At 63.6% G+C, this 23,084-nt stretch carries 21 protein-coding genes and 1 pseudogene; 11 read left to right on the top strand and 11 right to left on the bottom strand.

Going from position 1 to position 23,084, the window contains the following annotated elements; genetic code table 11:
* Positions 1–3: 3 nt before the first annotated feature.
* From AC0L16_RS27435 to AC0L16_RS27425, 3 genes are read left to right on the top strand one after another with little or no spacing between them, the layout of a single operon-like run.
* Positions 4–405 carry a FixH family protein gene (locus tag AC0L16_RS27435; protein ID WP_473624417.1) on the top strand — a complete coding sequence of 134 codons (402 nt, stop codon included), beginning with the start codon at positions 4–6 and terminating at the stop codon, positions 403–405.
* The gene (locus AC0L16_RS27430) at positions 402–1,853 is read left to right on the top strand and encodes an efflux RND transporter periplasmic adaptor subunit (protein ID WP_473624415.1); all 1,452 of its coding nucleotides are present in this window, start codon (positions 402–404) and stop codon (positions 1,851–1,853) included. The genes AC0L16_RS27435 and AC0L16_RS27430 overlap by 4 nt, the downstream gene beginning before the upstream one ends.
* Positions 1,850–5,017 carry an efflux RND transporter permease subunit gene (locus tag AC0L16_RS27425; protein WP_473624414.1) on the top strand — a complete coding sequence of 1,056 codons (3,168 nt, stop codon included), beginning with the start codon at positions 1,850–1,852 and terminating at the stop codon, positions 5,015–5,017. The genes AC0L16_RS27430 and AC0L16_RS27425 overlap by 4 nt, the downstream gene beginning before the upstream one ends.
* A 647-nt stretch (positions 5,018–5,664) precedes the next feature.
* Here the strand turns inward: AC0L16_RS27425 and AC0L16_RS27420 are convergent.
* The 8 genes from AC0L16_RS27420 to AC0L16_RS27385 all read right to left on the bottom strand — a co-directional run bounded on the left by AC0L16_RS27420 (position 5,665) and on the right by AC0L16_RS27385 (position 10,338).
* A complete protein-coding gene (locus AC0L16_RS27420; protein ID WP_473624412.1) occupies positions 5,665–6,309 on the bottom strand; it encodes an SCO family protein in 645 nt (214 codons plus the stop codon).
* The gene (locus tag AC0L16_RS27415; protein ID WP_473624411.1) at positions 6,306–6,851 is read right to left on the bottom strand and encodes a TlpA family protein disulfide reductase; all 546 of its coding nucleotides are present in this window, start codon (positions 6,849–6,851) and stop codon (positions 6,306–6,308) included. Before AC0L16_RS27415 ends, AC0L16_RS27420 begins: the two co-directional genes overlap by 4 nt.
* Positions 6,848–7,297, bottom strand: a complete 450-nt coding sequence (locus AC0L16_RS27410) for a c-type cytochrome (RefSeq protein ID WP_473624409.1) — start codon at positions 7,295–7,297, stop codon at positions 6,848–6,850. The genes AC0L16_RS27415 and AC0L16_RS27410 overlap by 4 nt, the downstream gene beginning before the upstream one ends.
* Entirely contained in the window at positions 7,294–7,431 is a 138-nt protein-coding gene (locus tag AC0L16_RS27405; protein ID WP_473624407.1) for a hypothetical protein, read from the bottom strand. The genes AC0L16_RS27410 and AC0L16_RS27405 overlap by 4 nt, the downstream gene beginning before the upstream one ends.
* A 34-nt stretch (positions 7,432–7,465) precedes the next feature.
* Positions 7,466–7,903, bottom strand: a complete 438-nt coding sequence (locus tag AC0L16_RS27400) for a DUF411 domain-containing protein (protein WP_473624405.1) — start codon at positions 7,901–7,903, stop codon at positions 7,466–7,468.
* Between the two features lie 26 nt (positions 7,904–7,929).
* Entirely contained in the window at positions 7,930–9,396 is a 1,467-nt protein-coding gene (locus AC0L16_RS27395) for a multicopper oxidase family protein (protein ID WP_473624404.1), read from the bottom strand.
* 90 nt (positions 9,397–9,486) lie between these two features.
* A complete protein-coding gene (locus tag AC0L16_RS27390) occupies positions 9,487–9,822 on the bottom strand; it encodes a hypothetical protein (RefSeq protein WP_473624403.1) in 336 nt (111 codons plus the stop codon).
* A gap of 267 nt (positions 9,823–10,089) precedes the next feature.
* Complete coding sequence (locus AC0L16_RS27385) at positions 10,090–10,338, bottom strand: hypothetical protein (RefSeq protein WP_473624402.1); 249 nt, start codon at positions 10,336–10,338, stop codon at positions 10,090–10,092.
* Between the two features lie 320 nt (positions 10,339–10,658).
* On the opposite strand from AC0L16_RS27385, the gene AC0L16_RS27380 reads away from it, so the two are divergent.
* Together AC0L16_RS27380 and AC0L16_RS27375 are read left to right on the top strand one after the other, a co-directional pair.
* The gene (locus AC0L16_RS27380; RefSeq protein ID WP_473624401.1) at positions 10,659–11,081 is read left to right on the top strand and encodes a hypothetical protein; all 423 of its coding nucleotides are present in this window, start codon (positions 10,659–10,661) and stop codon (positions 11,079–11,081) included.
* A 417-nt stretch (positions 11,082–11,498) separates the two neighbouring features.
* A pseudogene (locus tag AC0L16_RS27375) lies at positions 11,499–11,708 on the top strand (DUF899 family protein); the annotation flags it as partial.
* A gap of 137 nt (positions 11,709–11,845) precedes the next feature.
* Here AC0L16_RS27375 and AC0L16_RS27370 read toward each other — a convergent pair.
* Complete coding sequence (locus AC0L16_RS27370) at positions 11,846–13,867, bottom strand: putative bifunctional diguanylate cyclase/phosphodiesterase (protein ID WP_473624484.1); 2,022 nt, start codon at positions 13,865–13,867, stop codon at positions 11,846–11,848.
* A 285-nt stretch (positions 13,868–14,152) separates the two neighbouring features.
* Here AC0L16_RS27370 and AC0L16_RS27365 point away from each other — a divergent pair, with 285 nt between their 5' ends.
* Complete coding sequence (locus AC0L16_RS27365) at positions 14,153–15,187, top strand: class I SAM-dependent methyltransferase (RefSeq protein ID WP_473624399.1); 1,035 nt, start codon at positions 14,153–14,155, stop codon at positions 15,185–15,187.
* 40 nt (positions 15,188–15,227) lie between these two features.
* On the opposite strand, the gene AC0L16_RS27360 is transcribed toward AC0L16_RS27365, so the two are convergent.
* Complete coding sequence (locus AC0L16_RS27360) at positions 15,228–16,148, bottom strand: sugar kinase (RefSeq protein ID WP_473624398.1); 921 nt, start codon at positions 16,146–16,148, stop codon at positions 15,228–15,230.
* A gap of 209 nt (positions 16,149–16,357) precedes the next feature.
* Here AC0L16_RS27360 and AC0L16_RS27355 point away from each other — a divergent pair, with 209 nt between their 5' ends.
* The 4 genes from AC0L16_RS27355 to AC0L16_RS27340 all read left to right on the top strand — a co-directional run bounded on the left by AC0L16_RS27355 (position 16,358) and on the right by AC0L16_RS27340 (position 18,706).
* Entirely contained in the window at positions 16,358–16,807 is a 450-nt protein-coding gene (locus AC0L16_RS27355; protein WP_473624397.1) for a FixH family protein, read from the top strand.
* Complete coding sequence (locus AC0L16_RS27350) at positions 16,794–18,023, top strand: cytochrome-c peroxidase (RefSeq protein WP_473624395.1); 1,230 nt, start codon at positions 16,794–16,796, stop codon at positions 18,021–18,023. The genes AC0L16_RS27355 and AC0L16_RS27350 overlap by 14 nt, the downstream gene beginning before the upstream one ends.
* Before the next feature lie 81 nt (positions 18,024–18,104).
* Entirely contained in the window at positions 18,105–18,395 is a 291-nt protein-coding gene (locus AC0L16_RS27345) for a type II toxin-antitoxin system RelE/ParE family toxin (protein ID WP_473624394.1), read from the top strand.
* Positions 18,392–18,706, top strand: coding sequence for a helix-turn-helix domain-containing protein (locus AC0L16_RS27340; RefSeq protein WP_287213090.1), 315 nt, complete (start codon positions 18,392–18,394; stop codon positions 18,704–18,706). Before AC0L16_RS27345 ends, AC0L16_RS27340 begins: the two co-directional genes overlap by 4 nt.
* Before the next feature lie 4 nt (positions 18,707–18,710).
* On the opposite strand, the gene AC0L16_RS27335 is transcribed toward AC0L16_RS27340, so the two are convergent.
* On the bottom strand, positions 18,711–19,163 hold the full coding sequence (locus AC0L16_RS27335; RefSeq protein ID WP_023803583.1) for an Lrp/AsnC family transcriptional regulator: 453 nt from the start codon (positions 19,161–19,163) through the stop codon (positions 18,711–18,713).
* A 162-nt stretch (positions 19,164–19,325) separates the two neighbouring features.
* On the opposite strand from AC0L16_RS27335, the gene putA reads away from it, so the two are divergent.
* Entirely contained in the window at positions 19,326–22,937 is a 3,612-nt protein-coding gene (putA, locus tag AC0L16_RS27330) for a bifunctional proline dehydrogenase/L-glutamate gamma-semialdehyde dehydrogenase PutA (RefSeq protein ID WP_473624392.1), read from the top strand.
* The last annotated feature ends 147 nt before the right edge of the window (positions 22,938–23,084 follow it).

The raw sequence follows: 23,084 nt of genomic DNA, 5'->3' as shown, positions 1-23,084 counted from the left end.
AACATGAAATCGAACCTCGTACTTCGCGCCACGATACTGGCGCTCGCATCCGTTATTGTAACTTCCCAGGCGGCCCGGGCCGCGCCCGAGGACTACGAATTCCAGCTCGTCGAGAACGAGATCAAAGAAGGGAAGGGAGCCGTCGTCGCCGTCAAGCTTGTCGACAAGCGGACCGGGGCTCCAGTCGAGAACGCCGTAGTCTTCACCACGCGGATGGACATGGCTCCCGACGGGATGGAAGCGATGACTTCGCCTGTGGAGGCGCTGCCGTCCGGGGACCCCGGCGTCTATCGCTTCAAGACCGATCTCACAATGGCCGGAGGCTGGCGCTTCTCGATCGCGGCTAAGGTTCAGGGTGAATCCGAGACGGTCGAGACGCGCCTGGAATTCAAGGCAGTCCAATGAGTAGATTTGGCTCTTTCCTGGCCCTCGCCGTACTTGCGGCGGGGGCTGGGGCTGGCGGATACTGGGCCGGACAGCGCGATCTGTCCATCCCGGCCGTCGTGCAAATGCTCGAGGCGAACATCGGGCGCGCGCTCGGGGCGGAGCCGATGTCGACGGCCGCCAACCCGGCTCCCACGGGACCTGTCATCTATTACCGCCATCCTGACGGCGATCCGGTGTATTCGCCGGCGCCGAAGCGCACCGATGACGGTCGCGATTTCGTGGCCGTCCTGGCCAGCGAGGATGTCAGCTTCGATCACCCAGCCAAGCCTGAACTGAAGGCTGCGGCCGAAGCGGCATCAGGCGAGCGCGAAATCCTTTACTACCGCAATCCCATGGGCTTGCCGGACACGTCTCCCGCTCCGAAAAAGGATTCCATGGGAATGGACTACATCCCAGTCTACGAAGGCGAGGCGGATGACGGCTCGACCGTCAGGGTTTCGGCGGGAAGGCTGCAGCGTACGGGCGTAAAGGCGGTTGTGGCCACGAAAGGCGCGATCGTGCGTCCGGTGCGGGTCCCCGGAACCGTCACGCTGGACGAGCGCCGTGTCAGCGTGGTTTCGATACGCACCGAGGCTTTCCTCGAAGAAGTGGCCGACATCACGACCGGAGAGACAATCGAAAAAGGCCAGCCCCTCGTCAGTTTCTATGCCAAGGAAATTGCTGCCGCCGGGGCGCTTTATGCGGCCGATCTGAAGAGCGGCTCGAGCAAGGCCGCCGCCGCGGGCAGCCTGCAGAGGTTGACGAACCTCGGCGTTCCGATCGAAGCGATCACTGAAATCGAGACGACACGCAAGGTGCCGATCTCGGTGACGCTAATGGCCCCGCGCAACGGCGTTGTCCTGGAGCGCATGGCGGTCGACGGCATGATGGCTGAGGCCGGGCAAACGCTGTTCCGGATCGCCGACGTTTCGACTGTCTGGGTCATGGCCGACGTGCCGGAATACGAGCTGAGCTCGGTTCGCGTCGGCGACAAGGCGGCCGTCCGTATCCGCAGCCTGCCGGGCAAGGTGTTCGACGGCAGGGTCGGGCTGATCCATCCCGAGATCCAGGGTCAGACGCGGACGGCAAGGGTCCGTGTCGAACTCCCGAACCCCGACGGTCTCCTGCTCGCCAACATGTATGCCGAGGTCGAGGTCGCGACGGGCGGCTCCGATCCTGTCATCACCGTGCCCGACAGCGCCGTCATCGATACGGGAGCCCGCCAGGTTGTCATCGTCGACAAGGGCGAAGGCCGCTTCGAGCCGCGCGACGTGAAGGTCGGGGTGCGGGGCGACGGCATGGCCGAGGTCATGAAGGGCATCGCCGAAGGCGAAAAGGTGGTCGTCGCGGCGAACTTCCTCATCGATGCCGAAAGCAACCTCAAGGCCGCGCTCTCCGCGCTCACGCCCGCGGAGGCAAAACCATGATCGCCAAGCTCATAGCCTGGTCGGCCCGAAATCTGGTCCTCGTCTTCTTCGCCACAGCGCTTGCCGCCGCCGCGGGGATCTATGCGGTCAAGACCTTGCCGCTCGACGCGATCCCCGACCTCTCCGACGTCCAGGTCATCGTCTTCACCGATTACCCGGGCCAGGCCCCGCAGGTGGTCGAGGACCAGGTCACCTATCCGCTGACGACCTCGATGCTCACCGTTCCAAAATCGAAGGTCGTTCGCGGCTTCTCGTTCTTCGGTGTGTCCTTCGTCTACGTGATCTTCGAAGACGGCACCGATCCCTATTGGGCGCGGAGCCGAGTGCTCGAATATCTGAACGCGGCCGCCAGCCGTCTGCCCGATGGCGTCTCCCCGGCGCTCGGACCGGACGCGACGGGCGTCGGCTGGGTTTACCAATACGCCGTCGTTGCCAAGGAATTGTCGCTCGCGGAACTTCGCTCCCTGCAGGACTGGGTCGTGCGCTTCGCAGTCTCGAAGGCGGAAGGCGTGTCCGAGGTCGCGAGCGTCGGCGGCTTCGTCAAGCAATACTCGATCGTGGTCGATCCGGCGCGAATGCGGGCCCAGGGCGTGACGTTGTCGGAGATCGGCGAAGCCGTCCGCACCAGCAACATGGATACGGGCGGACGCACGGTCGAAATCTCGGAATTCGAGTTCATGGTGCGCGGGCGAGGCTACCTGGAGAGCGTTGCTGATATCGAAAGCATCGCGCTCAAGTCGGTCAGCGGCGTGCCGCTCCGGCTCGGCGATGTCGCCAAGGTCGAGATCGTGCCCGATGAGCGTCGCGGCATCGCGGAACTCGACGGAGAGGGCGAGGTCGCGAGCGGCATCGTTCTTCAACGCGTCGGCGCGAACGCCCTGACCGTCATCGAGAACGCCAAGGAGAGCCTCACCGAGATCGAAAAGAGCCTTCCAGGCGGTGCCGAGATCGTACCCGTCTATGACAGGTCGGAACTCATAGACGCTGCGATCGAGACGCTAAAGTCGACGCTGGTCGAGGAGAGCGTCGTGGTCGCCCTTGTCACCATCGCTTTCCTGCTTCACGTCAGGAGCGCCTTGGTCGCGATCATTATGCTGCCCGTCGGCATCCTAGTGGCCTTTGCGGCGATGAAGCTTCTTGGCCTCGGCTCCAACATCATGAGCCTCGGCGGCATTGCCATCGCCATTGGCGCGATGATCGACGCCGCAATCGTCATGATCGAGAACGCCCACAAGCATCTCGAACGAGCCCCGCCGGACAAGCCCCGGATCGAAGTGCTGGTCAATGCGGCGGCCGAGGTCGGGCCCGCCCTGTTCTTCAGCCTGCTCATCATCACCGTCTCGTTCCTGCCGATCTTCACGCTCGAAAGCCAGGAGGGCCGCCTGTTCGGCCCGCTCGCCTTCACCAAGACCTTCGCCATGGCCGCGGCGGCGCTGCTCTCGGTGACGCTGGTGCCGGCTTTGATGGTCGTCTTCGTCCGCGGCCGCATCATCCCTGAACACAGGAACCCGCTCAACAGGCTGCTTATCGGCCTCTATCGGCCCGTCATCGCCGGGGTCCTGAAGGCGAAAACTTTCACGATCCTGCTCGCCATCGCAGCGCTTGCAGTGACCGTCTGGCCAGCGCGCCAACTCGGCAGCGAGTTCATGCCGAACCTCGACGAGGGAACGCTGATGTATATGCCGACGACCTTGCCTGGAATCTCGGTCACAAAGGCCGCCGAACTGATGCAGACGCAGGACCGGATCATAAAATCCTTCCCCGAGGTCGAGAGCGTATTCGGCAAGGCGGGCCGGGCGCAGACCGCGACCGATCCCGCGCCCACGGAGATGTTCGAGACGATCATCAACCTCAAACCGAAATCGGCCTGGCGGCCTGGAGTGACGTCGGAGACCCTCAAGACCGAGATGGACGCGGCGCTGCAGTTTCCAGGCGTGTCGAATGCCTGGACGATGCCGATCCGCGCCCGCATCGACATGCTGTCTACGGGTATCCGCACGCCCGTCGGGGTCAAGGTCTACGGCACGGACCTTGCCGAAATGGAAAATGTCGCGCGCCAAATCGAGGCGGTGCTCAGGGCAGTGCCGGGCACGTCCAGCGCCTACGCCGAGCGGGTGATCGGCGGCTATTATCTCGACATCATTCCTGACCGGGTCGCCTTGGGCCGCTACGGTTTATCGATCGGCGATGTGCAGGACGTGATCTCCATGGCGCTCGGCGCGAAGGTCATCACGTCCACGGTCGAAGGTCGTGAACGCTACGGTGTCGCCATCCGCTATCCGCGCGCGCTCAGAAGCGATCCCGGCGCGATCGCCCGCGACGTGCAGGTGGCATTGCCTGGCGGCGGCTCCGTGCCTCTCGGGGAAGTGGCTAAGGTCGAACTCACGCGCGGAGCGACCTCGATCCGCACCGAGAACGGGCAGCTCGCCGTCTACATCTTCGTCGACATCGCCGGCCGCGATCTCGGCGGCTATGTCAGCGAGGCGCAACAGGCGGTCGCCGCCGAGGTGCAGCTGCCTCCGGGCTATTCGGTCGCCTGGAGCGGCCAGTTCGAATATCTCGAACGGGCCCAGGCGCGGCTGAAGATCGTCGTTCCGCTGACGCTCGCGCTCATCTTCCTGCTGCTCTACCTGAATTTCCGGGCGCTGACGGAAACGCTCATCGTCATGCTGTCGCTGCCCTTCGCGATCGTCGGCGGAATCTGGATGATGTGGTGGCTGGGCTTCAACATGTCGGTCGCGGTCGCCGTCGGCTTCATCGCGCTCGCTGGCGTGGCGGCCGAAACGGGCGTGATAATGCTGATCTATCTCGACAACGCCTGGACCGAAGCGAAGGCGAGAAGCGAAGCGGAGAGACGCAGCCCCACACGCAGCGACCTTCACGTCGCCATCATGGTCGGCGCGGTCGAGCGCGTGCGCCCGAAGATGATGACCGTCGTCGCCATCATGGCGGGCTTGCTGCCGATCCTGTGGAGCACGGGGACCGGATCGGAGGTCATGCAGCGCATCGCGGTCCCCATGATCGGCGGCATGATCTCGTCGACCATCCTGACGCTCGTCGTGATCCCTGCGGTCTACGGGATCATCAAGGGCTGGCGGTTGCCAAGCCGGGCTGTCGTTGAAGAACCGATGGCGGTTGCTCCGCTGAGGTTGGCCGCCGAATAGGAAGGAACGAAAAAATATTGATCAGATGATGCCGGGCGGGATGTGGGGAATGGGCGTGGCAAACTTCATCGTCCTCGTTCTTTCCGTTCTCGTGATCACTGCCGTGGCGGCGGTGCTTTGGGATCCTGCGCGGCGGCGCGCTCTGGATCGCCTTACCTGTCGCGGCGTGTTCTCACTGTGTTGGGAGTGGTGTTCGTCGCGTTAGGGATCTGGTCGATCTAATTTCGCGCTTTTCGTTCCGTCGGGTATTCGTCCCGACGCTTGACCTTCCACCTGCTGGAAGGAGCAGGATGCCTTGCAGGGGAGGAGACGAGATTATGTTGTGCCGGTGCAATCCGCCTCTCAACCGCGCCATTCTGGCCGCCTTCACGTCTGCGCATGCGGCCGGGAGGCTCGACGTGGCGGAGCACCTGCAGTGCGCCCTGGAGTGCCTTTGTAAAGAGGAGGGCGAGGCCAGCGTGGCTGACGAGGCTTACCTGATCATCTGCCGCGCCTGCGATTGCGGAACCAAGCGACCGAAGCATCGAAACTAGGCGGTTCCAGCTCGGATAGTGCTCGCTGTTCCGCATGCCGCGCGGTAGGCCGAGCGTAATCGCGGTTACCGCAGATCAAGTCGTTACAGCCTCCGCTGGGAGCGTCGCGTCGGATCACGGCCGTTTCACGTTGTTCGTCAGCCCGTTGACATACATGACCAGGTTCAGCGGATCGAACCTGAGGCCATGGAACTTGGCCGCGAAGCGCCCGCCGCGGTCGATCACATGGGTGACCACGCCGTGCATCTGCTGGCCGCCCTCGAGCGGATCGAAACGGACGTTGTATTCCTCGGACAGCTTGCGCGTCGCGTCGTCCGCCTCTCCCTCGCGGGTGGTCAGGAAGGTCCAGTTGCTCGGGTCCAGCCCGTGCGCCTCGCCGTATGGCTTCATCACCCCGGGCGTGTCCGCCACCGGATCAGTTGTCACCGTCAGGAACTGCACCATGTCCTTCATGGGCGTTTCGTTGACCATGGCCTGGACGCGGGCGATCAGGTCGGAGTGCAGCGGGCAGACGTCGGTGCAGCTCGCGAACACGAAATTGAGTACAACGACCTTGTCCGCGAAATCCGAGAGGCGGACCGGATTGCCTTCGTCGTCGGCCAGATCGAATCCCGGCGCTGCGGGAGCGTCGATCGCCTGGAAATATTTCTCCTCGCTGCCCATCAGCCTGTCGAGATCGGCGCCCGGATGGTGGGCATGAGCGGGCAATGCGGCGGCCGCGACTGCGGCCATCGCGGCGAGAAGTGTTCTTCTGTTCATCTCCGTTCTCCGGTTTGGTCGAGTTCTCGTACGATGATCCCTTCGAAGAAGGAAACCATCTCGGGGGTGTCCCATTCGGCGGGTCCGGCGAGTCGCGCGAGCTCGTTTCCGTCCGGGCTGATCAGAAGCGTGGCTGGCAGGGCGAACAGTCCCAACGCGCGGATCGCAGTTCCGTCCTGGTCGATGAAGACGGGGAGCTTGACCCCGATCTCGTCGAAGAACTTCCGGACTGCGCCGGCACCAGCCCGGTCCACCGAAAGGGCGACAACCTCGAATCCGTCGCCGCCGAGCCGCTCCCGCAGGCGGTCGAGCGTCGGCATTTCGGCCCGGCAGGGCGCACACCAGGTCGCCCAGACGTTGAGCAGCACGAACTTGCTGCGCCAGTCATCGAGGGATCGCGGCTCGCCCGACTCGTCGGCGAAGACGAGTTCGGGCAAGGACTGCGGTTCTTCGTGCAGCGGCATCACTGTCGGTTCCTGCGTGTGCGCGTTGCCCACGGCCACAAGGACGACAAGTACCAGCGCCGACAGGATCGTCTTCACTGCCTCTTCTCCTGCTCGCGGCGGCTCATCTCCGACTGGTAGGCGCGCTCGCGCTCCGGCCATGTGCTCTTGATGAAGGCGAGAACGGCGCGGATTTCCTCGTCGTTCAAAATGTCCTCGAATCCCGGCATGTCGCTAGCGTACCCGCCGCCCACGACGGCGGCGGGGCCTTCCTTGGTCAGCACCCCGTCCGGGTGGTGCCATGTGTGCCCCGAGGCGTCGTGCGGCGGGGTGGGCATGCGTCCCGACGGGAGCAGCCTCTTCCAGTCAGGCTGGCCTTCGCGCTTGGCCCCGTGGCAGGAGGCGCAGTTCTCGGCATAGAGCTGCCGTCCCTGCGCGATCGCCGCAGCCTCGCCGGGGCTCGCTCCGAGCCGCCAGATCAGGGCGAGGGCGGCAGCTCCCGACAGAGCCGCCACGATGCCGAGGGCAACAGCCTTCCTGCTCATTTGCGGCCGCTGAAGAACAGGTACTTCACCAGGGCCGCGCCCGCCAGGACGAGCACCGCCACGAGCAGGAGCCAGCCTAGCCTCATGCCCATCATCATGCCGCCCATGCCTTCCATCATTCCGCCGTCCATCATCGTCGGCTCCTTCCGGGCTTCGGGGCGGGCAGAGCTACTCGCGAGCGTAAACGCCACCTACGCCGGACTTGGTGATCTCCAGCATCTCGAATGGCGCTTCCTTGGTGCCGCTCATTCCCGGCGAGCCCATTGGCATGCCGGGCAGCGTCACGCCGTTGATGTCGGGCCGCTCCGTGAGGAGCTTCTTGACCGTGCCGACGGGGACGTGGCCGCTAACGACGTAGCCGTCCACGAACGACAGGTGGCACCCCTGGAACTCGTCCGCGATGCCTGCCTCGCGGCTCATTTCCGCCAGGTCGTGCGTCGCCTTGACGGTAACGTCGAAGCCGTTCTCCCGCAGGTACTCGGCATAGCCTTCGCAGCAGCCGCATTGCGGGTTCTTGTAGAGCGTTACGTCCTTCTCGCCCGCGAGCGCCGGGACGGCAGCCCAGACGAAGGAAGCGAGAACGACGGTGTTGAGGATGGTACGCATTTCGGTTCTCCTTTCGAGGGAATTGGTCAAGCGACGCGGAAGACGCCCATCATCCCGGCGGCCTGGTGTTCGAGGATGTGGCAGTGGAACATCCAGTCTCCCGGATTGTCGGCAACGAATGCGATCTCCACCCGCTCGCGTGGCGACATGAGCACCGTGTCCTGCCACTCGCGGTGGCGCGTCGGCTTGCCGTTCCGGGAGATCACCCGGAAGGGATGGCCGTGCAGGTGGATCGGATGATGCCAGGCCGTCGCGTTGGTCATCGCGATGACATGGCTCTTGTCCTGCGCAAGCGTCAGCATCGGGTCCATGACGTGGCCTTCCGCCGCGACTCCGTTGATGAACCAGATGCCGCCGGAATGCATCATGTTCATCATGCCCCCCAGGTTGCCCATCGTGCCGGAGGAATCCTCGCCCCTGTTCCCCATGCTGCCGCCCATCTCCTGCATGACGATGGCTCCCATCATGCCGCCGTTGAAGGTGACCTCGTGCCGGACGGCCGATGCAATGTCCGGCTCCGGCAGCGGGTTGGGCGGGAGGGCGACAGGCCAGTCGGGAGGCGCCTGCCTGAGCGGATTATCGGCATAGGCAAGGTCGACCAGGCGGTATTCCAGGCCCTCGTAGAAGCGGTCGATCACGGAACTTCCGGCGTCAGCCGTCATGTCGAGGATGAGGTCGGCGCGCATCGCGGGCCCGAGCACGACCAGCCCGCCTTCCGGCGCATGCGGCTCGACGGGCTGCCCGTCCAGCGCGATGACGACGGGTTCGTGGCTCCCGAAGTCGAGGCCGAAGATGCGGGCGTTGGCGGCGTTTATGAGGCGCAGGCGGATTCGTTCTCCCTTCCTGACCGGGAAAGCGTCCGGCACGCGGCCGTTGACCGTCACCGTGTTGCCGACCCGGCCGTTGTGCATCATGTCATGGCGGTTGCCGAAGTCTTCCCGCATCTCGGCGGTCTTGGTCAGCCGCCAGTCGGACAGCACCCAAGTGACTTCGCGGTCGACCCGGACGGGATCGGCTTCCTCCACGATCAGCGGGCCGTAGAGGCCTCGGCCGGCCTGCTCGAAACTGCGATGGTGCGGATGGTACCAGAAGGTGCCTGCGTCGACGGCATCGAACTCGTAGGCAAAGGTCTCGCCGGGCGCGATCGGCGCCTGCGTGAGGTGCGGCACGCCGTCCATTGCGTTCGGGACCCGCAAACCGTGCCAGTGCACCGTCGTCTCTTCGTCGAGTTTGTTCTCGACCGCGACCCGCAGGCGTACTCCTTGGCGGATGCGAATTTCCGGACCGGGCAGGCTGCCGTCATAGCACCAGATGGGGGTGTTGCCATGCGGCTCTGGCGCGATCTGGGCGCGCCCCGGTTCGGCGCGGATCCGGAACTCGCGAAGGCCTGCGGCGGCGTCGGATCGCGGTGGAAGCAATACGCCCGCCGAAACGGCGGCGGCCGATGCGAGAAAGGTTCGACGCGTCAGCGCCGGCACACGTGGACAGAGCATTGGATCAACCATCCCGGAATAGGCTCTTGTGACGCGCGGACGTAGCCGGGCGCGTCGATGGGTCGGTCGCGAGCGGATGCTGCGGCCGTGTCAGCTTCGGAAGGTGGTTCGGGGAGGATAGGGCTCAGGCGGACCGGTGCGGCCGTCGGACGGTTCTCCGGGAGGCAAAGATACGATGCCTGCGAAATGCGGAAGCTCGGCCGCGACAGGCGTGCAGATCGCGGCAAGCGAGGTAACGCAGAACTGGTCGCATGCCGACGTCTGGCCGTCATCGCCGGGACAGTCCTGGCAGTGGGGCATGTCGCCGTCCATCTCAGCCATCGACATCTTCAGAGACATGTCGGTCAAAGCCGCGGCATGCGCCGCCGTGCCCGCGGCGAAGGTCGCGAGGAAGACGACTGCGAGGATGCGGACGAGCCTGCTCATTGGGCAGACAGTAGTCCTGGCTTTGCGCCGTGTCCAGATTCGGTCGGAGGTGAGTCATGACCGCCGCAAACGGACGCCGACGCGAGGCGATTTGTTGCAGGCTCCATTGGATGTCGGACCAGGTTCCGGAAATGGTCTGCCGTGAGATCATAACCGCCTTTGGTCCAAACTTGTGCGCCGGCTTCCGGATCGCGGCATTAAGCGGTTCCGGTAGCCTAAGACGCGAAGTCCGCTATTTATGATCCTAGAGTGGCCGGCCGGCGCGGATCATCGCTCGTGCGATCGCGAGCTGCGCCTCGATCTTGGCGTTTCGTTTTGCGTCATATTGTTGGCGGCGATCAGCCGGCGTAGCGAGCGCATCATCTCCCCGCGCGTCAATCTGGCGTCCAGCATGCAATCGACGATCGCAACAGCGCTACTTCGGTCCATATGGTGATGAGATTCCGTCGCAGGATGGCGGCTATCATATTTGCCCTCCATCCAACCGAAGAGCACGAGAATTGTTTTCTTGTCCAACCCGACTCCATGTGATCGGGAGCCGCGCCGCCTTCACTGAGTTGGAAGCGGCTGTGGAAGGGCCTCCAGCATGCCGGCGAGGCGCCCAAGGACATGAAGAAGCGGCCGACGATGCAGTGGGTTAAGCCGGGTTCACCAGCGTCACGCACCGCTGCTACGGCAAGAGCAATTCGCACTCCGAGTTTCTCGTGTCGTCAGGCAGTTATCCCATCCGGCCTAGGCTCAAAACCCAACGGAAGATCAGTTGACTTTGGGCCGCAACGGCTCATCCTTGACTTGTTGGCCTACCTTTCCGACCAACTTTTGATAGGGAGGAAGCAATGGAAGCCGTCAATCGTAGATCCACATTTGCACTCGGTCTTACAGTAGCCGCGACGCCACTGATCGCTTGGGCGACCCCAGCAGCCGCACAGACTTACGGCCCCGATGAGGGCAAGGAGGTCGGCCCCGGTGTCAGAGTTGTAGCGCTTGGTGAGCGGGCTTCGGTCATACCAGCTTATAAAACGGTCATGCTACGCGATTTTGTTATCCAACCCGGGGCGAAGACGCCGGACAACATGATGACGAACGACATGCTCTGCCACATGACTGAGGGAGAACTTTCGGTCGTTCACAACAAAGAAAAGTTCACAGTCAAGAAGGGCGATGTTTGGGCCTGCGCCAAAGGCGCCACTACTGAAGGCACCCAGAACACGAGCACTGCGGTCGCGATCATGCGGGTCATCGATTTGATGCCCGCATGAGGTAAGCGATGGGTGGAAGTGCGGCTATGGCTGCCCAAAGAGATGCCCGAGCGCGTATCTGTCGTGGTGGGGGAACGTCCAGCGACGGGCCGCCTTCCATCCCGGCCATTGTCGATCACCGGCTGATTGAGTTTTGACCCTAGTCCCTCGACAGCTGCTTGATCTGTTTCCTGATTTCCTCGGGATCGCCGCGCGAAACGATGACGATGATCGCCAGCTGTTCGGCCAGTTCGCGGCGGCGGCGCAGCCGGCGAACAGCAGATCTCTCCGCTTTCAGCCCAGCATGCAGTCGATGACCGCCTGGAAGCCAGGCTCCACCGCCTCCTGGCAATCGATCTCACGGTCGGGTTAGTCGCCTGTCGTCTTGGCTGTCTGATCACCAACGCCTCCTCATAAAATCGCTCGCCCTCGGCGCGGTGCGGCGGCACCTGGAACTATCTCGACATCACGCCGCTGGGCCGGCAGGAGGTCTGCAAGGACTCGCCCGAGGGCTATCCGCAGACCCCGGCCTACAAATGGTGGAACTGGCACGACAGCTACGCCGCGGATCCGGCAGCCGACAAGAAGTGGGCCGAGGTGTCGGAGGCCGGAGAGGCGGCGTTCCGGGCGGCGAGCACGAAGCGATGAGCCAGACCTGATCCGGCGGGTCAGACGGGCGGCGACGGTCGATCGGCTATTCGTATATCCGGGCCCGAGACATCGCAGCTGGACCATTGTTGAGGAAAGTGCGGCGACGACGCTGGCGGCAACCGCTCGGCCGCCATTCAGGCCGACTTAACGATCGACAATGTGCGTTTGTGGGTGGCCGGTTTCGTGCGGAAACTGGCGGCGGGACCAGGACGGCCGACGTAAAAGCCCTGGATTTTATCGATGTCGAATTCGCGAATAAGGGCCAGCTGCTCGTCGGTTTCCACGCCCTCGACCAGGATTTTATGGCCGCGATTTCGGACCAGGGCAATAATGTCCTGTAACATCGCCTTGCCCCTTGGGGTGCCGCAGTCATGCAGAAACGAGCGGTCGATCTTCACCATATCGAAATCGATGAGACGAAGCCATGAGAGGCCCGCGAAGCCCGTCCCGAAGTCATCAAGCCATACCCTGACCCCCAGCAGCTTCAGGTCGCTGATGCAGCGCAGAACGTCGGAGTGCATCTCCATCTCCAGCCCTTCGGTGATTTCGAGGGCCAGCCTGCTGCCGGCGACGCCGGTCTCGCTCAAAATCGTCGCAACCGAAGCTGCGAAGCCGGGCGTCTTGAGCTGAATTGGAGAGACGTTGACGCTGACGACACGGACGTGATCGTCCGCCAGGAGCTCAGTGCACACTGTCCTTATGGCCCAGCGCCCGAGCTCCAGGACCGCGCCGGTTCGTTCCGCAACAGGAATGAACAGGCTCGGCGGAACCGATGTACCGTCCAGCATTTTGAGGCGCATCAGAGCCTCGACGGCTTCAACCCGGCCAGACGCCACGTTCTGGATCGGCTGGTAGACGAGTGAAACGAGGTCCTGGCCGATCGCGATCTTCAGCAAAGCCGCAATGTTCTCGCTCTCGTCGCTGCTCTGGGGATCGTTTGGATCGAACAGCCAAGTACAATTGCGACCGCCTGCCTTCGCCAGATAGAGCGCACGATCGGCCTCGTGGACGATCTTCTCCAGCTTGGCGCCAGTCTGCGCCCTGGTGAAGGCAGCGCCAACGCTCACCGTCACCACCGAGGTGCCGTCTCTGCGCTGCTGGTGGGGAAGCGCGAGGTTCTCCACCGTGCTTCGAATGGCTTCCGCAAGACCTGCAACCTGTTCCCTTTTCTCCATACGAGCCAGGACAATGAACTCTTCCCCGCCGTAGCGGCCGATTGAGCCATTGTGCTGCTTGATCATCTCGGCCAGGGCGTTGGCGACAAGTATCAGGCAGCGGTCGCCTTCCTGATGTCCGTAGTAGTCGTTGAACCTTTTGAAGAAGTCCACGTCGATGAGGATCGCCACAAAACCGCTGCCATGCCTTTGCCAGTCGCTCCAGTAGTCGCGCAGCTTCTCGTCGATCGCGCGCCGATTCTCCAGACCGGTAAGCGGATCGGTTCTCGACAGATTCAACAGCGCCTGTCCGCGCTCGGTGGCCTCCTTGTGCTGGATTTTAGCTTCCAAGGCGTTCAGGAAGACGTTGTAACGTTCCTCGTTCAACCTCCAGTTTACATACGACGTGAATATGAAACACGAAACGTAAAAAATCCCTAGTACTATTTTGTATGTTAGCGTAGAAGGTACAAAATAGTTCACGGTGTATAATATACACAAGATTATAGCAGAAGTTATGATGGATAGATTAAACCTGAATGTGAAGAAAAGATTGGCGCCCATCATGAAGATAGTACCGAAGACCATATAATAAGAGACGCTTTCCTTGTCCGCGGCCATAACCGCTGGGCACAACCAACCGACATAGCCAAAGATGATGGCTGCGGCGCAAGTCACGTCAATCCATTCCGTTCCGACCCCCCGGCGAAGTTGTGCTTCCAGGGTCAACAGCGCAGTCACTCCGACGGCGAAGCGCGCCGTGATCGTATAGAGTGCGACATCCGGAATCAGCAGCAGATCCGTTGCCGAAAACAGCAGATAGATGGCGACGGCGATCCAAAGCCCCGGCCTGGCGTCCATCCTTCGCTTCGCCTGGCCTTCCTCCCAATAGAGGCTGCGGAGTTCGTCGGACCGTGGCTCGTAGCGCCGCTCAAGCGGTTCTGCATGGGCGATATCGGCCAATGCGGATGACGCGTATTCGTTCGTCACGCTAAGCCCCATTTGAACGGGGCTGTGTATGCCGAACTCATTTCTAGCTTCTGCCCCCACGCCGGCCGACTCCTCAGGCGCGACAGCGAATTGCGGCGCCTCGCAAGCAATATGCAGTCGCGCATAGGTTTGCGTTAACTCGTATCGGGAATCCGGCCCGCGAAGCGACCAAAAGACCTAGCATGGTTGGCGGGAAATAAACGACACCGCTAAAATGCCTGACATGTGGCTTGGCAAAGATAAAATTTTAGGCAATATCCAACTATATCTAGTTAAATGTGATTATGGAGTTCTGCGGTGGCAACCATCCTCGATGGCAAAAGTCTGATTACTGCCGAGATGATCGCCGCCAGTTTCCCTCGAAAAAAGCTCGGGCCTCATAGCGAAGCGTTCGAAACCGCTCGCGTAGAGCTTGCGCTCATTCTCCACACGACACACCAGCAAATCGAGCAACGAAAGGACCCCGCCGAGATCATTCGTGGTGTGACGTCGTACCTCAGCGCGACGCGTTCCAAGGTTCATCCCGACATTTGGCAGGCATTGATACCGGTGGTGCAGAATCACCCAGTCCTGGAGTACTTTCTTGAGGATCCGCTCACGCGGTGGTCCCATGACAAGCCCAGAGGTTATTCCGGCGACGCGCAGTTGCTCGACTACATCTATTGCGATTCGCACGTGGCGGAGAGCGTGGCAAACGCCTCGGAGATCGGCAAGGCGCTCTACAAGCATACCAAGGATGTGCCGTCGTCCATCGCGGCACGCGAACGGCGTGATCTTCTGACCCGCTATGTCGATAAGATTGCGACCAGGAATGGAACGCAAACCGAGGTCCTGGCGATTGCGGCCGGCCATTTAAGGGAGGCCAGTCGCTCGGCCGCCTTACAGGAGGGCCGTCTCAAGCGCTGGGTTGCGCTCGATCAGGATCCTCAGAGCGTTGGATTGATCACGCGCGACTTCCAAGGCACTGCGGTAGAGGCCATCGACGGCTCGGTGCGAACCGTGCTCACGCGGGGTCACAAGCTTGGCAAGTTCGACTTCATCTACGCCTCTGGCCTTTACGACTACCTTGCGCACAACGTCGCCGTGAAGCTCACGAAAACCTGCCTGCAGATGTTGAAGCCGAACGGGACATTCCTCTTCGCGAACTACGCGGAGGGCAATCCTGACGCCGGGTATTGGGAGACGTTCATGAACTGGGTGTTGCTGCTGCGGTCGGAGGCCGATATGTGGAACATCATCAATGCGAGCGTCGACCGAAACACCGTCGAGGCGCAGGTGTTCTATGGCGAGAACCGCAACGTCCTGTACGGCGTCATCGAAAAGCGCGAATAGCGACCGCCTTGGGCTGCAAGCTTGTCGGCGGTTGCCGGTTTCAATCCTCGAACGCCGCCCTTAGCGTCTCGAATGGCGCCAGCGCGCCGCGCACCTGCACGACGGCGGCGGCGACGCGATGGGCGCGCTGCACCGCCTCGGTCGGGGCATGGCCGGCAATCCGGGCGGCGAGATAGGCGCCATTGAAGGAATCGCCGGCGCCGGTGGTATCGACCGGGGCGGCGACATGCACGGCCGGAACGGGATGCGGGGTCTCGTTTGCGGCGATCAGCGCCGGCTCCTCGCCGTTCTTGACGACGACTTCGCCGACCAGTTTTCCCAGCCGTTCCGCGGTTTTCTGCGGCGCTGCGTCGCCGAACAGCATCTGCTCGTCGGGAAAGGTCGGCAGCGCGATGTCAGTGACTGCCAGCGCATCGAGGATCGCGGTCTGTGCTTCCTCGCTCCGGCGCCACAGCCGCGGCCGATAGTTGGGATCGAAGGCGACAAGCGAGCCGGCGGCGCGCGCCTTGGCCACCGCCGCCAAAAGTGTCTTGCGCGCGGCGTCGTCCAGAATTGCCAAAGTGATTCCGGAAAAGTAAACAAGCGCCTGATTTTCAAGACTTTTCGCCAAAGCTGCCGCGTCGGAGGCAAGCTGCCTCGCGGCTGCGTCGCCGCGCCAGTAGGTGAAGGAGCGTTCGGCGCCGGTCAGCGCGATTGCATAGAGGCCGGGCCGGGCGCCTGGTATAATCGGGCTGGCGCCGATGCCGATGCCGTTTTGCGCGAAGAAATCGATCTGGTCGCGCGAGAACGGGTCGTCGCCGAAGGCCGACACATAGGTCGCCGGCCGGTCACCGCTCAGCGCATGCAGCGCCCACAGCGTATTGAACGTGTCGCCGGCAAAGCCCATGCGCCAGTTCGGCCCGGCCTGGCCTGAAAGCTCGAGCATACATTCACCGATCGAGGCGACGCCGTTTCCTGCCATGTATCTCACTCCTGGTGCATGTCGCCACAGCTTGCGCGGCGGCTTTGGGATAACGACATGCACAAAACCAAAGACCCGGTGCTGTAGCTTTTTGCGAGCGCGAGCGCCATGCTTGGCGGCAGCGGATTTTTGCGCCAGCGGCGTTTTCTCAGCTGCGCGGCGGGACGCGATCCGCTCAGTGAGACGTTATTTCTGGAAGAGGAACCGGTTTGGCATCGTTATGGCGCTACGTTCTGGCAGGTGTTGGTCTGGCTGCCTTGCTGGCCGGCATTCTCGCCGTCGTCCATCTGACCGCGCCGCAAGCGCCTCGGCCTGCCAGTTCCGAAATTGCGCGTTCGAAAAAGACGGCGAACGGTCTGTTTGTGGCCAGTTTCGAGCCGGAGCGGGGCGTTGTCAGGCAGGGCGAGCTGCAATCCTGGCTGCTGACCCTGAGGACAAAGGCGGGCACTCCGGTGGAGGGCGCTGCGATCACGATTTCCGGCGGCATGCCGCAGCACAGGCACGGTCTGCCGACCAGCCCGCATCCAACCGATTATCTGGGCGATGGCCGCTATCGCATCGGCGGGGTGAAATTCACAATGAGCGGTTTGTGGCAGCTGCATTTCGCCATTTCCGCGGCGGCCGGATCCGACACGGTGGTCTTCAATGTGTTGCTCTGAGCGCTGGAGCAAGTTGAACCGCTTTTCGCGACTTTTCGCGCTGCTGGCGATCGCTGTGCTTGCCGGCTGCGGCAAGCCTGAGTTTTCCGATACCGAAAAGAAGACCATCGCCTCGCTGGCGCTGTCAGCCCTGCCGCCGCTGAAAGCCGACACGACCAACCGCTTCGCCGACGTACCGGCCGCCGCCGCGCTCGGCGCGACGCTGTTTTTCGACGCCGGGATGAGCGGCGACGGCAAGGTTTCCTGCTCGACCTGCCACAAGATCGACCGGCAGTTCCAGGACGATCTGCCGCGAGCGGTCGGTGTCGGCCGCACCAACCGGCGCACCATGCCGTTGGCCGGCGTTGGGCATGACGCATGGTTGTTCTGGGACGGGCGGCGCGACAGTCTCTGGGCGCAGGCGCTGGCGCCGCTGGAAAGTCCGCTGGAGCAGGCCGGCAACCGCGCCGCCTACGCGCATTATATCAAGGCGCGATTCGGCGAGCGCTACGAGCGCATCTTCGGGCCGCTGCCCGACCTTTCAAATGTGGCGGCCAATGCCAGTCCGCTCGGCGGCGATGCCGAGAAGGCTGCCTGGAATGCCATGTCCGGTGCGCAAGCCGAGGACGTCAACCGCGTCTTCGCCAATATCGGCAAGGCGATCGCCGCCTTCGAGCGATCGATCGCGCCACCGCAGACGCGATTCGACCGGTTCGCCGCCGCGTTGGATACCGGCATACAGGCACTGCCAGGCGACGATGCCTTGTCGCCCGAAGAAATCCTCGGGCTAAAACTGTTCATCGGCAAGGCCAATTGCGTGACGTGCCATACCGGGCCGCGTTTCACCGACGGCGGTTTTCACAACACCGGCGTGCCGCCGGTGGCGAATCTGCCGCCGGATCGCGGCCGCATAGACGCGGTGCGCCAAGTCGAGGCCGATCCGTTCAACTGTTTCGGTGCGTTTCGCGATGGCGACGCCAGCGCCTGCGGCGAGCTGCGCTTCATGGTCAAGGCCGGGACGGAACTCGTCCGCGCCTACAAGACGCCGTCGCTGCGCGGCGCCGCCACCCGTGCGCCCTACATGCATGCCGGGCAGTTTTCCTCGCTCGAGGAAGTGGTGGCGCATTATTCGAAGGCGCCGGCCAGTGTCGAGGGTGTATCCGAGATCCACCCGCTGCAGCTGTCGGGCCGCGAGCGCGCGGCGCTGGTGGCGTTTTTGAAGACGCTGGCGGAGTGAAGCCGGGACAGTTGATAAATATCGCAAAAAAGATATATTCCGATTCAGATTAATTGGTCGGTCGAGTTTCTCAATGTTGAGGTGAGACGGGAACTCGAAGCCCAGCCGAAAGACATCCTGGCCAGCTTTCTGCGGATATCGCGCTTGATCGAAGCGCATGGGCTGCAGAAGGTCCACGAGCCCTATGTGAAGCATCTGGAGGGCCGGCTTTGGGAGATGCGGATGAAGGGCAGGGATGGCATTGCTCGTGCGATCCACGTCACCGCGACCGCGCGGCGCGTGGTTGTGGTGCGGGTGTTCGCGAAGAAGACGCAAAAGACGCCGCGAAGTGAGATCGAGTTGGCTGCAAGGCGGGCAAAGGAGGCCCTATGAGCCGGAAAACAATCCCCGTTGAGGACGCCGCCAAGGAGTGGTTCAAGGACCCTGCGTTTGTCGCCGAATACGACGCCTTGGAAGAGGAGTTCGCGATCGCAGAAGCTTTGATCAAGGCGCGAGGTGAAGCCGATATGACGCAGGAAGAAGTCGCCGCCGCCATGGGTACGACACAGGCGGTGATTGCTCGCCTGGAAAGTGGTCGAAATATGCCCTCGACCCGGACCTTGCAGCGTTTCGCAAAGGCGACCGGATCGAAGCTTCGCATCAGCTTCGAACCCGGAAAGCCTAAGTCGCGCGCCGGTCATTGAGCGCCTACCGGTCCTTCACCGTCTCCATCGCCACGAAGGTCGAGGTCTGGGCGACGTGGGGCAGGGCGGAGATGCGCTCGCCGAGCACGCGGCGGTAGGCGGCGATGTCGGTGGTGCGCACTTTCAGCAGATAATCGAAGCTCGACGCCATCATGTGGCATTGCTCGATCTCCGGCACCGCCTGCACGGCGCGGTTGAAGGCGTCGAGCGCGGCCGAGCGGGTGTCCGACAGTTTCACCTGGACGAAGGCGACATGGCCTTCGCCCATGCGCTCACGGTCGACGATCGCCTGGTAGCCGCGGATGATGCCGTCCTTTTCGAGCCGCTTGACCCGCGCCTGCACTGGCGTCTTCGACAGGCCGACCTTTGCCGCGAGTTCCGACATCGAAAGCCGGCCGTCGCTGCCCAGCGCCGACAGGATGTTCCTGTCGATGCGGTCCAATTGGTCTTCTGTCATCAAATATTTGGTCAAATTCGAGGAAATCCGGCCGAATGATAGTTCAATCGACCTCTCCTGTCGATTTCTTTGGACCGATCGAAACCGCGCTTTGTGCTAGCTTGCGTCATTCGGTCCGGTGACCGCCGGACCGCTCACTGATGCTCGCTCCACAGGACCGTCATGCCAGCGCTCGAAGCCATCCGCCAGCAGATCCGTGCCAATTACTTGCCTGACGAAGACGAGGCCGTGAAGCGGCTGGCCGAGGCGACCGGGCTCTCGACGGAAGAGCGCAAGGCAATCTCGGCCCGCGCCGCCGATCTGGTGCGGGCGGTGCGCGGCTCGTCCGATCCGCGGCTGATGGAAGTTTTTCTGTCCGCCTACGGCCTGTCCACCAAGGAGGGCGTCGCGCTGATGTGCCTGGCCGAAGCGCTGCTCCGGGTACCCGACACCGAGACGATGGACGACCTCATCGCCGACAAGATCGCGCCGCATGACTGGTCGGCGCATTCGGGCGGATCGAGCTCGATCTTCGTCAATGCGTCGACCTGGGCGCTGATGCTGACCGGCCGGGTGCTCGACGAGGGCGAGGGCGGCATCGAAGGCACGCTGCGCGCCATGGTGCGCCGGCTGGGCGAGCCGGTCATCCGCAAGGCGGTCGCCGCCGCCATGCGCGAAATGGGCGAGCAGTTCGTGCTTGGCCGCACGATTGCCGAGGCCGTCAAGCGCGGCCGGCCGATGACCCAGAAAGGCTATCTCTATTCCTTCGACATGCTGGGCGAAGCGGCCCGCACCGAGGCCGACGCACTGCGCTATCTCAAGGCCTATGCCGACGCCATCTCGTCGCTCGATGCCGGCGCCAACGGCCCCGACATCCGCCAGAATCACGGCATCTCGGTCAAGCTGTCGGCGCTGCATCCGCGCTACGAGGCGACGCAGAAGGAAAAGATGCTGCCTGTGATGGCCGAGCGGCTTTTGTCGCTGGCGCTGGCGGCGCGTCATTCGCGCATGGGCCTCAACATCGACGCCGAGGAGGCCGACCGCCTCGACCTGTCGCTCGAAATCATCGAGCTGGTGCTGGCCGAGCCGGAGCTTGCCGGCTGGAACGGCTTTGGCGTCGTCGTCCAGGCCTATGGTCCGCGCGCCGCCTTCGTCATCGACTGGCTCTATGCGCTGGCGAGGAAGCACGACCGCACCATCATGGTGCGGCTGGTCAAGGGCGCTTACTGGGACACCGAGATCAAGCGGGCGCAGGCGCTCGGGCTCGACGGTTATCCAGTGTTCACCCGCAAGGCCAACACCGATGTGTCTTACCTGGCCTGCGCCAAAAAGCTGCTGTCGATGACCGACCGCATCTATCCGCAATTCGCCACCCACAACGCCCACACCGTCGCCGCCGTCCTGTCGATGGCCGGCGATCGCGACTCCTTCGAGTTCCAGCGCCTGCACGGCATGGGCGAGGCGCTGCACGAGACGGTGCGGCGGGCCGAGGGCACGCGCTGCCGCATCTATGCGCCGGTCGGCGCGCATTCCGACCTGCTTGCCTATCTGGTCCGCCGGCTGCTCGAAAACGGCGCCAACTCCTCCTTCGTCCACCAGCTCACCGACGAGGAGGTCGAGCCGGAGGATATTGCCCGCGACCCGATCGAAACCGTCGAGAAACAGGGTCCGGCCGCCAATCCGGCGATCCCCCACCCGTCGGCGATCTTCGGTGCTGCCCGCCGCAATTCGAAGGGATGCGACATCACCGATCCGGTGACGCTGGCCGCGATCGACAAGGCCAGGGCTGAATTCGCCGGGCCGGACCGCTGGCACGCCCGGCCGATCACCCGTGCCGCCGGCTACGGCAAACAGTGTCCGGTGGTCAATCCGGCAAAACCCGACGAGGTGGTCGGCACGGTCAGCGAGGCCACCGCCAAGCAGGTTGCGACCGCCGTGCGCATCGGTGTGGAGGCGCAACCGGCCTGGGCGAAGCGCGCCGTCGCCGAGCGCGCCGCCATCCTCAACCGCGCGGCCGACCTCTACGAGGCCAACGCCATCGAATTCTTCGCGCTCGCCACCCGCGAAGCCGGCAAATCACTGGCCGACGGCGTCGCCGAAGTGCGCGAGGCGGTCGACTTCCTGCGCTATTACGCTGCCGAAGCGGCCAATGCCGAACCGGGAACGCAAGCGCGCGGCGTGATCGCGTGCATCTCGCCGTGGAATTTTCCGCTCGCCATCTTCACCGGCCAGATTGCGGCAGCGCTCGTCACCGGCAATTCGGTCATCGCCAAGCCGGCCGAGCAAACGCCGCTGATTGCCTTCCGCGCCGTCGAATTGCTGCGCCAAGCCGGCGTGCCGGAAGACGTCATCCAGCTTCTGCCCGGCGACGGCCCCTCGGTCGGCGGCCCGCTGACCGCCGACCCGCGCATTGCCGGCGTCTGCTTCACCGGTTCGACCGAGGTCGCCAAGCTGATCGAAAAGCAGTTGGCCGAGACCGCCGCGCCCGACGCCATGCTGATCGCCGAGACCGGCGGGTTGAATGCGATGATCGTCGATTCCACCGCGCTGCCCGAGCAGGCGGTGCGCGACATCCTGGCTTCGGCCTTCCAGAGCGCCGGCCAGCGCTGCTCGGCGCTGCGCATCCTCTACGTGCAGAAGGACGTCGAGAAGAAGATGCTGGAGATGCTGAAGGGCGCGATGGAAGCGCTCAGCCTCGGTGATCCCTGGCGGATTTCGACCGATGTCGGGCCAGTCATCGACGAGGAGGCACAAAAATCGATCCGCGACTATTGCACTGAGATGGGCCTGCAGGGCCGGCTGATCGCCAAGCTTGAAGCGCCCAAGGATGGCCGCTTCGTGGCACCGCATGTGTTTCGGGTCAAGGGCATCGAGGACATCGAGCGCGAGGTGTTCGGGCCGGTGCTGCATGTCGCCAGCTTCGACGCCGACGACATCGACGGGGTCATCGCCGCGATCAATCGCAAGGCTTATGGCCTGACCTTCGGCCTGCACACCCGCATCGAAGGCCGCGCCCAGCATTTCGTCGACGGCATCCATGCCGGCAACATCTATGTCAACCGCAACCAGATCGGCGCCGTGGTCGGCTCGCAGCCATTCGGCGGCGAAGGACTTTCCGGCACCGGGCCAAAGGCCGGCGGGCCGCACTATCTCAGGCGGTTCCGCAAGGGGCCGCAGGCGGGCACGCCAATTGTTGACGGCCGCAAGGTGACGGCGACCGAACTCGCCGACAATCTGCCAGACCCGGCGCTCGGCGGCTGGTCGACGCGGGCGGACCGGGTGGCGGTGCTGAGGAAGCATGTGCGCGGCAAGGCTGCCGCGGCCATCGGTGCCGCCGCCAGCATCGATTTCGGCCAGGTCGATTTGCCCGGGCCGACCGGCGAGGCCAACACGCTGTCGCTGTCGCCGCGCGGCCGCGTGCTGTGCCTGGGACCGGACGCCGACACGCTGCTTGCCCAGACCATCCAGGCGCTCGCCGCCGGCAATGCGGTGCTGGCGGTCGCGCCCGGTGCGCCGGCAGCACTTTCATCATTGACCGGCAAGGGCCTGCCGCTGGCGGCCATCGACGGCCGGCCCGACCCGGTCGAGGCACGCTCGCTGCGTGTCGACGTCGTTGCCTTTTCCGGCACGCCCGAGGCCGCGCGCATCGTGCGCAAGGTGATCGCCGACCGCGCCGGCCCGATCGTGCCGCTGGTCAGCGAAGTGCTCAATCCGGCCGCCTATGCGCATGAGCGCGCCGTCTGCGTCGACACCACGGCCGCCGGCGGCAACGCCAGCCTGCTGGCCGCTGCGTGAGGGTCGGCCGGGGCTTCGCATAGCGGGGCGACTCTTCCTTCTCCCCTTGTGGGAGAAGGTGGCCGCGAAGCGGTCGGATGAGGGGTGTTCCAGCTTGGCACGGACGGCGATCCTTCCAACACCCCTTGTATCTGCACGGAAGGTTTT

The sequence above is a fragment of the Mesorhizobium sp. WSM4848 genome, assembly GCF_055811375.1.
Note: the sequence above shows the minus strand (reverse complement) of the source record. Positions and strands in the feature narration are given on the sequence as shown.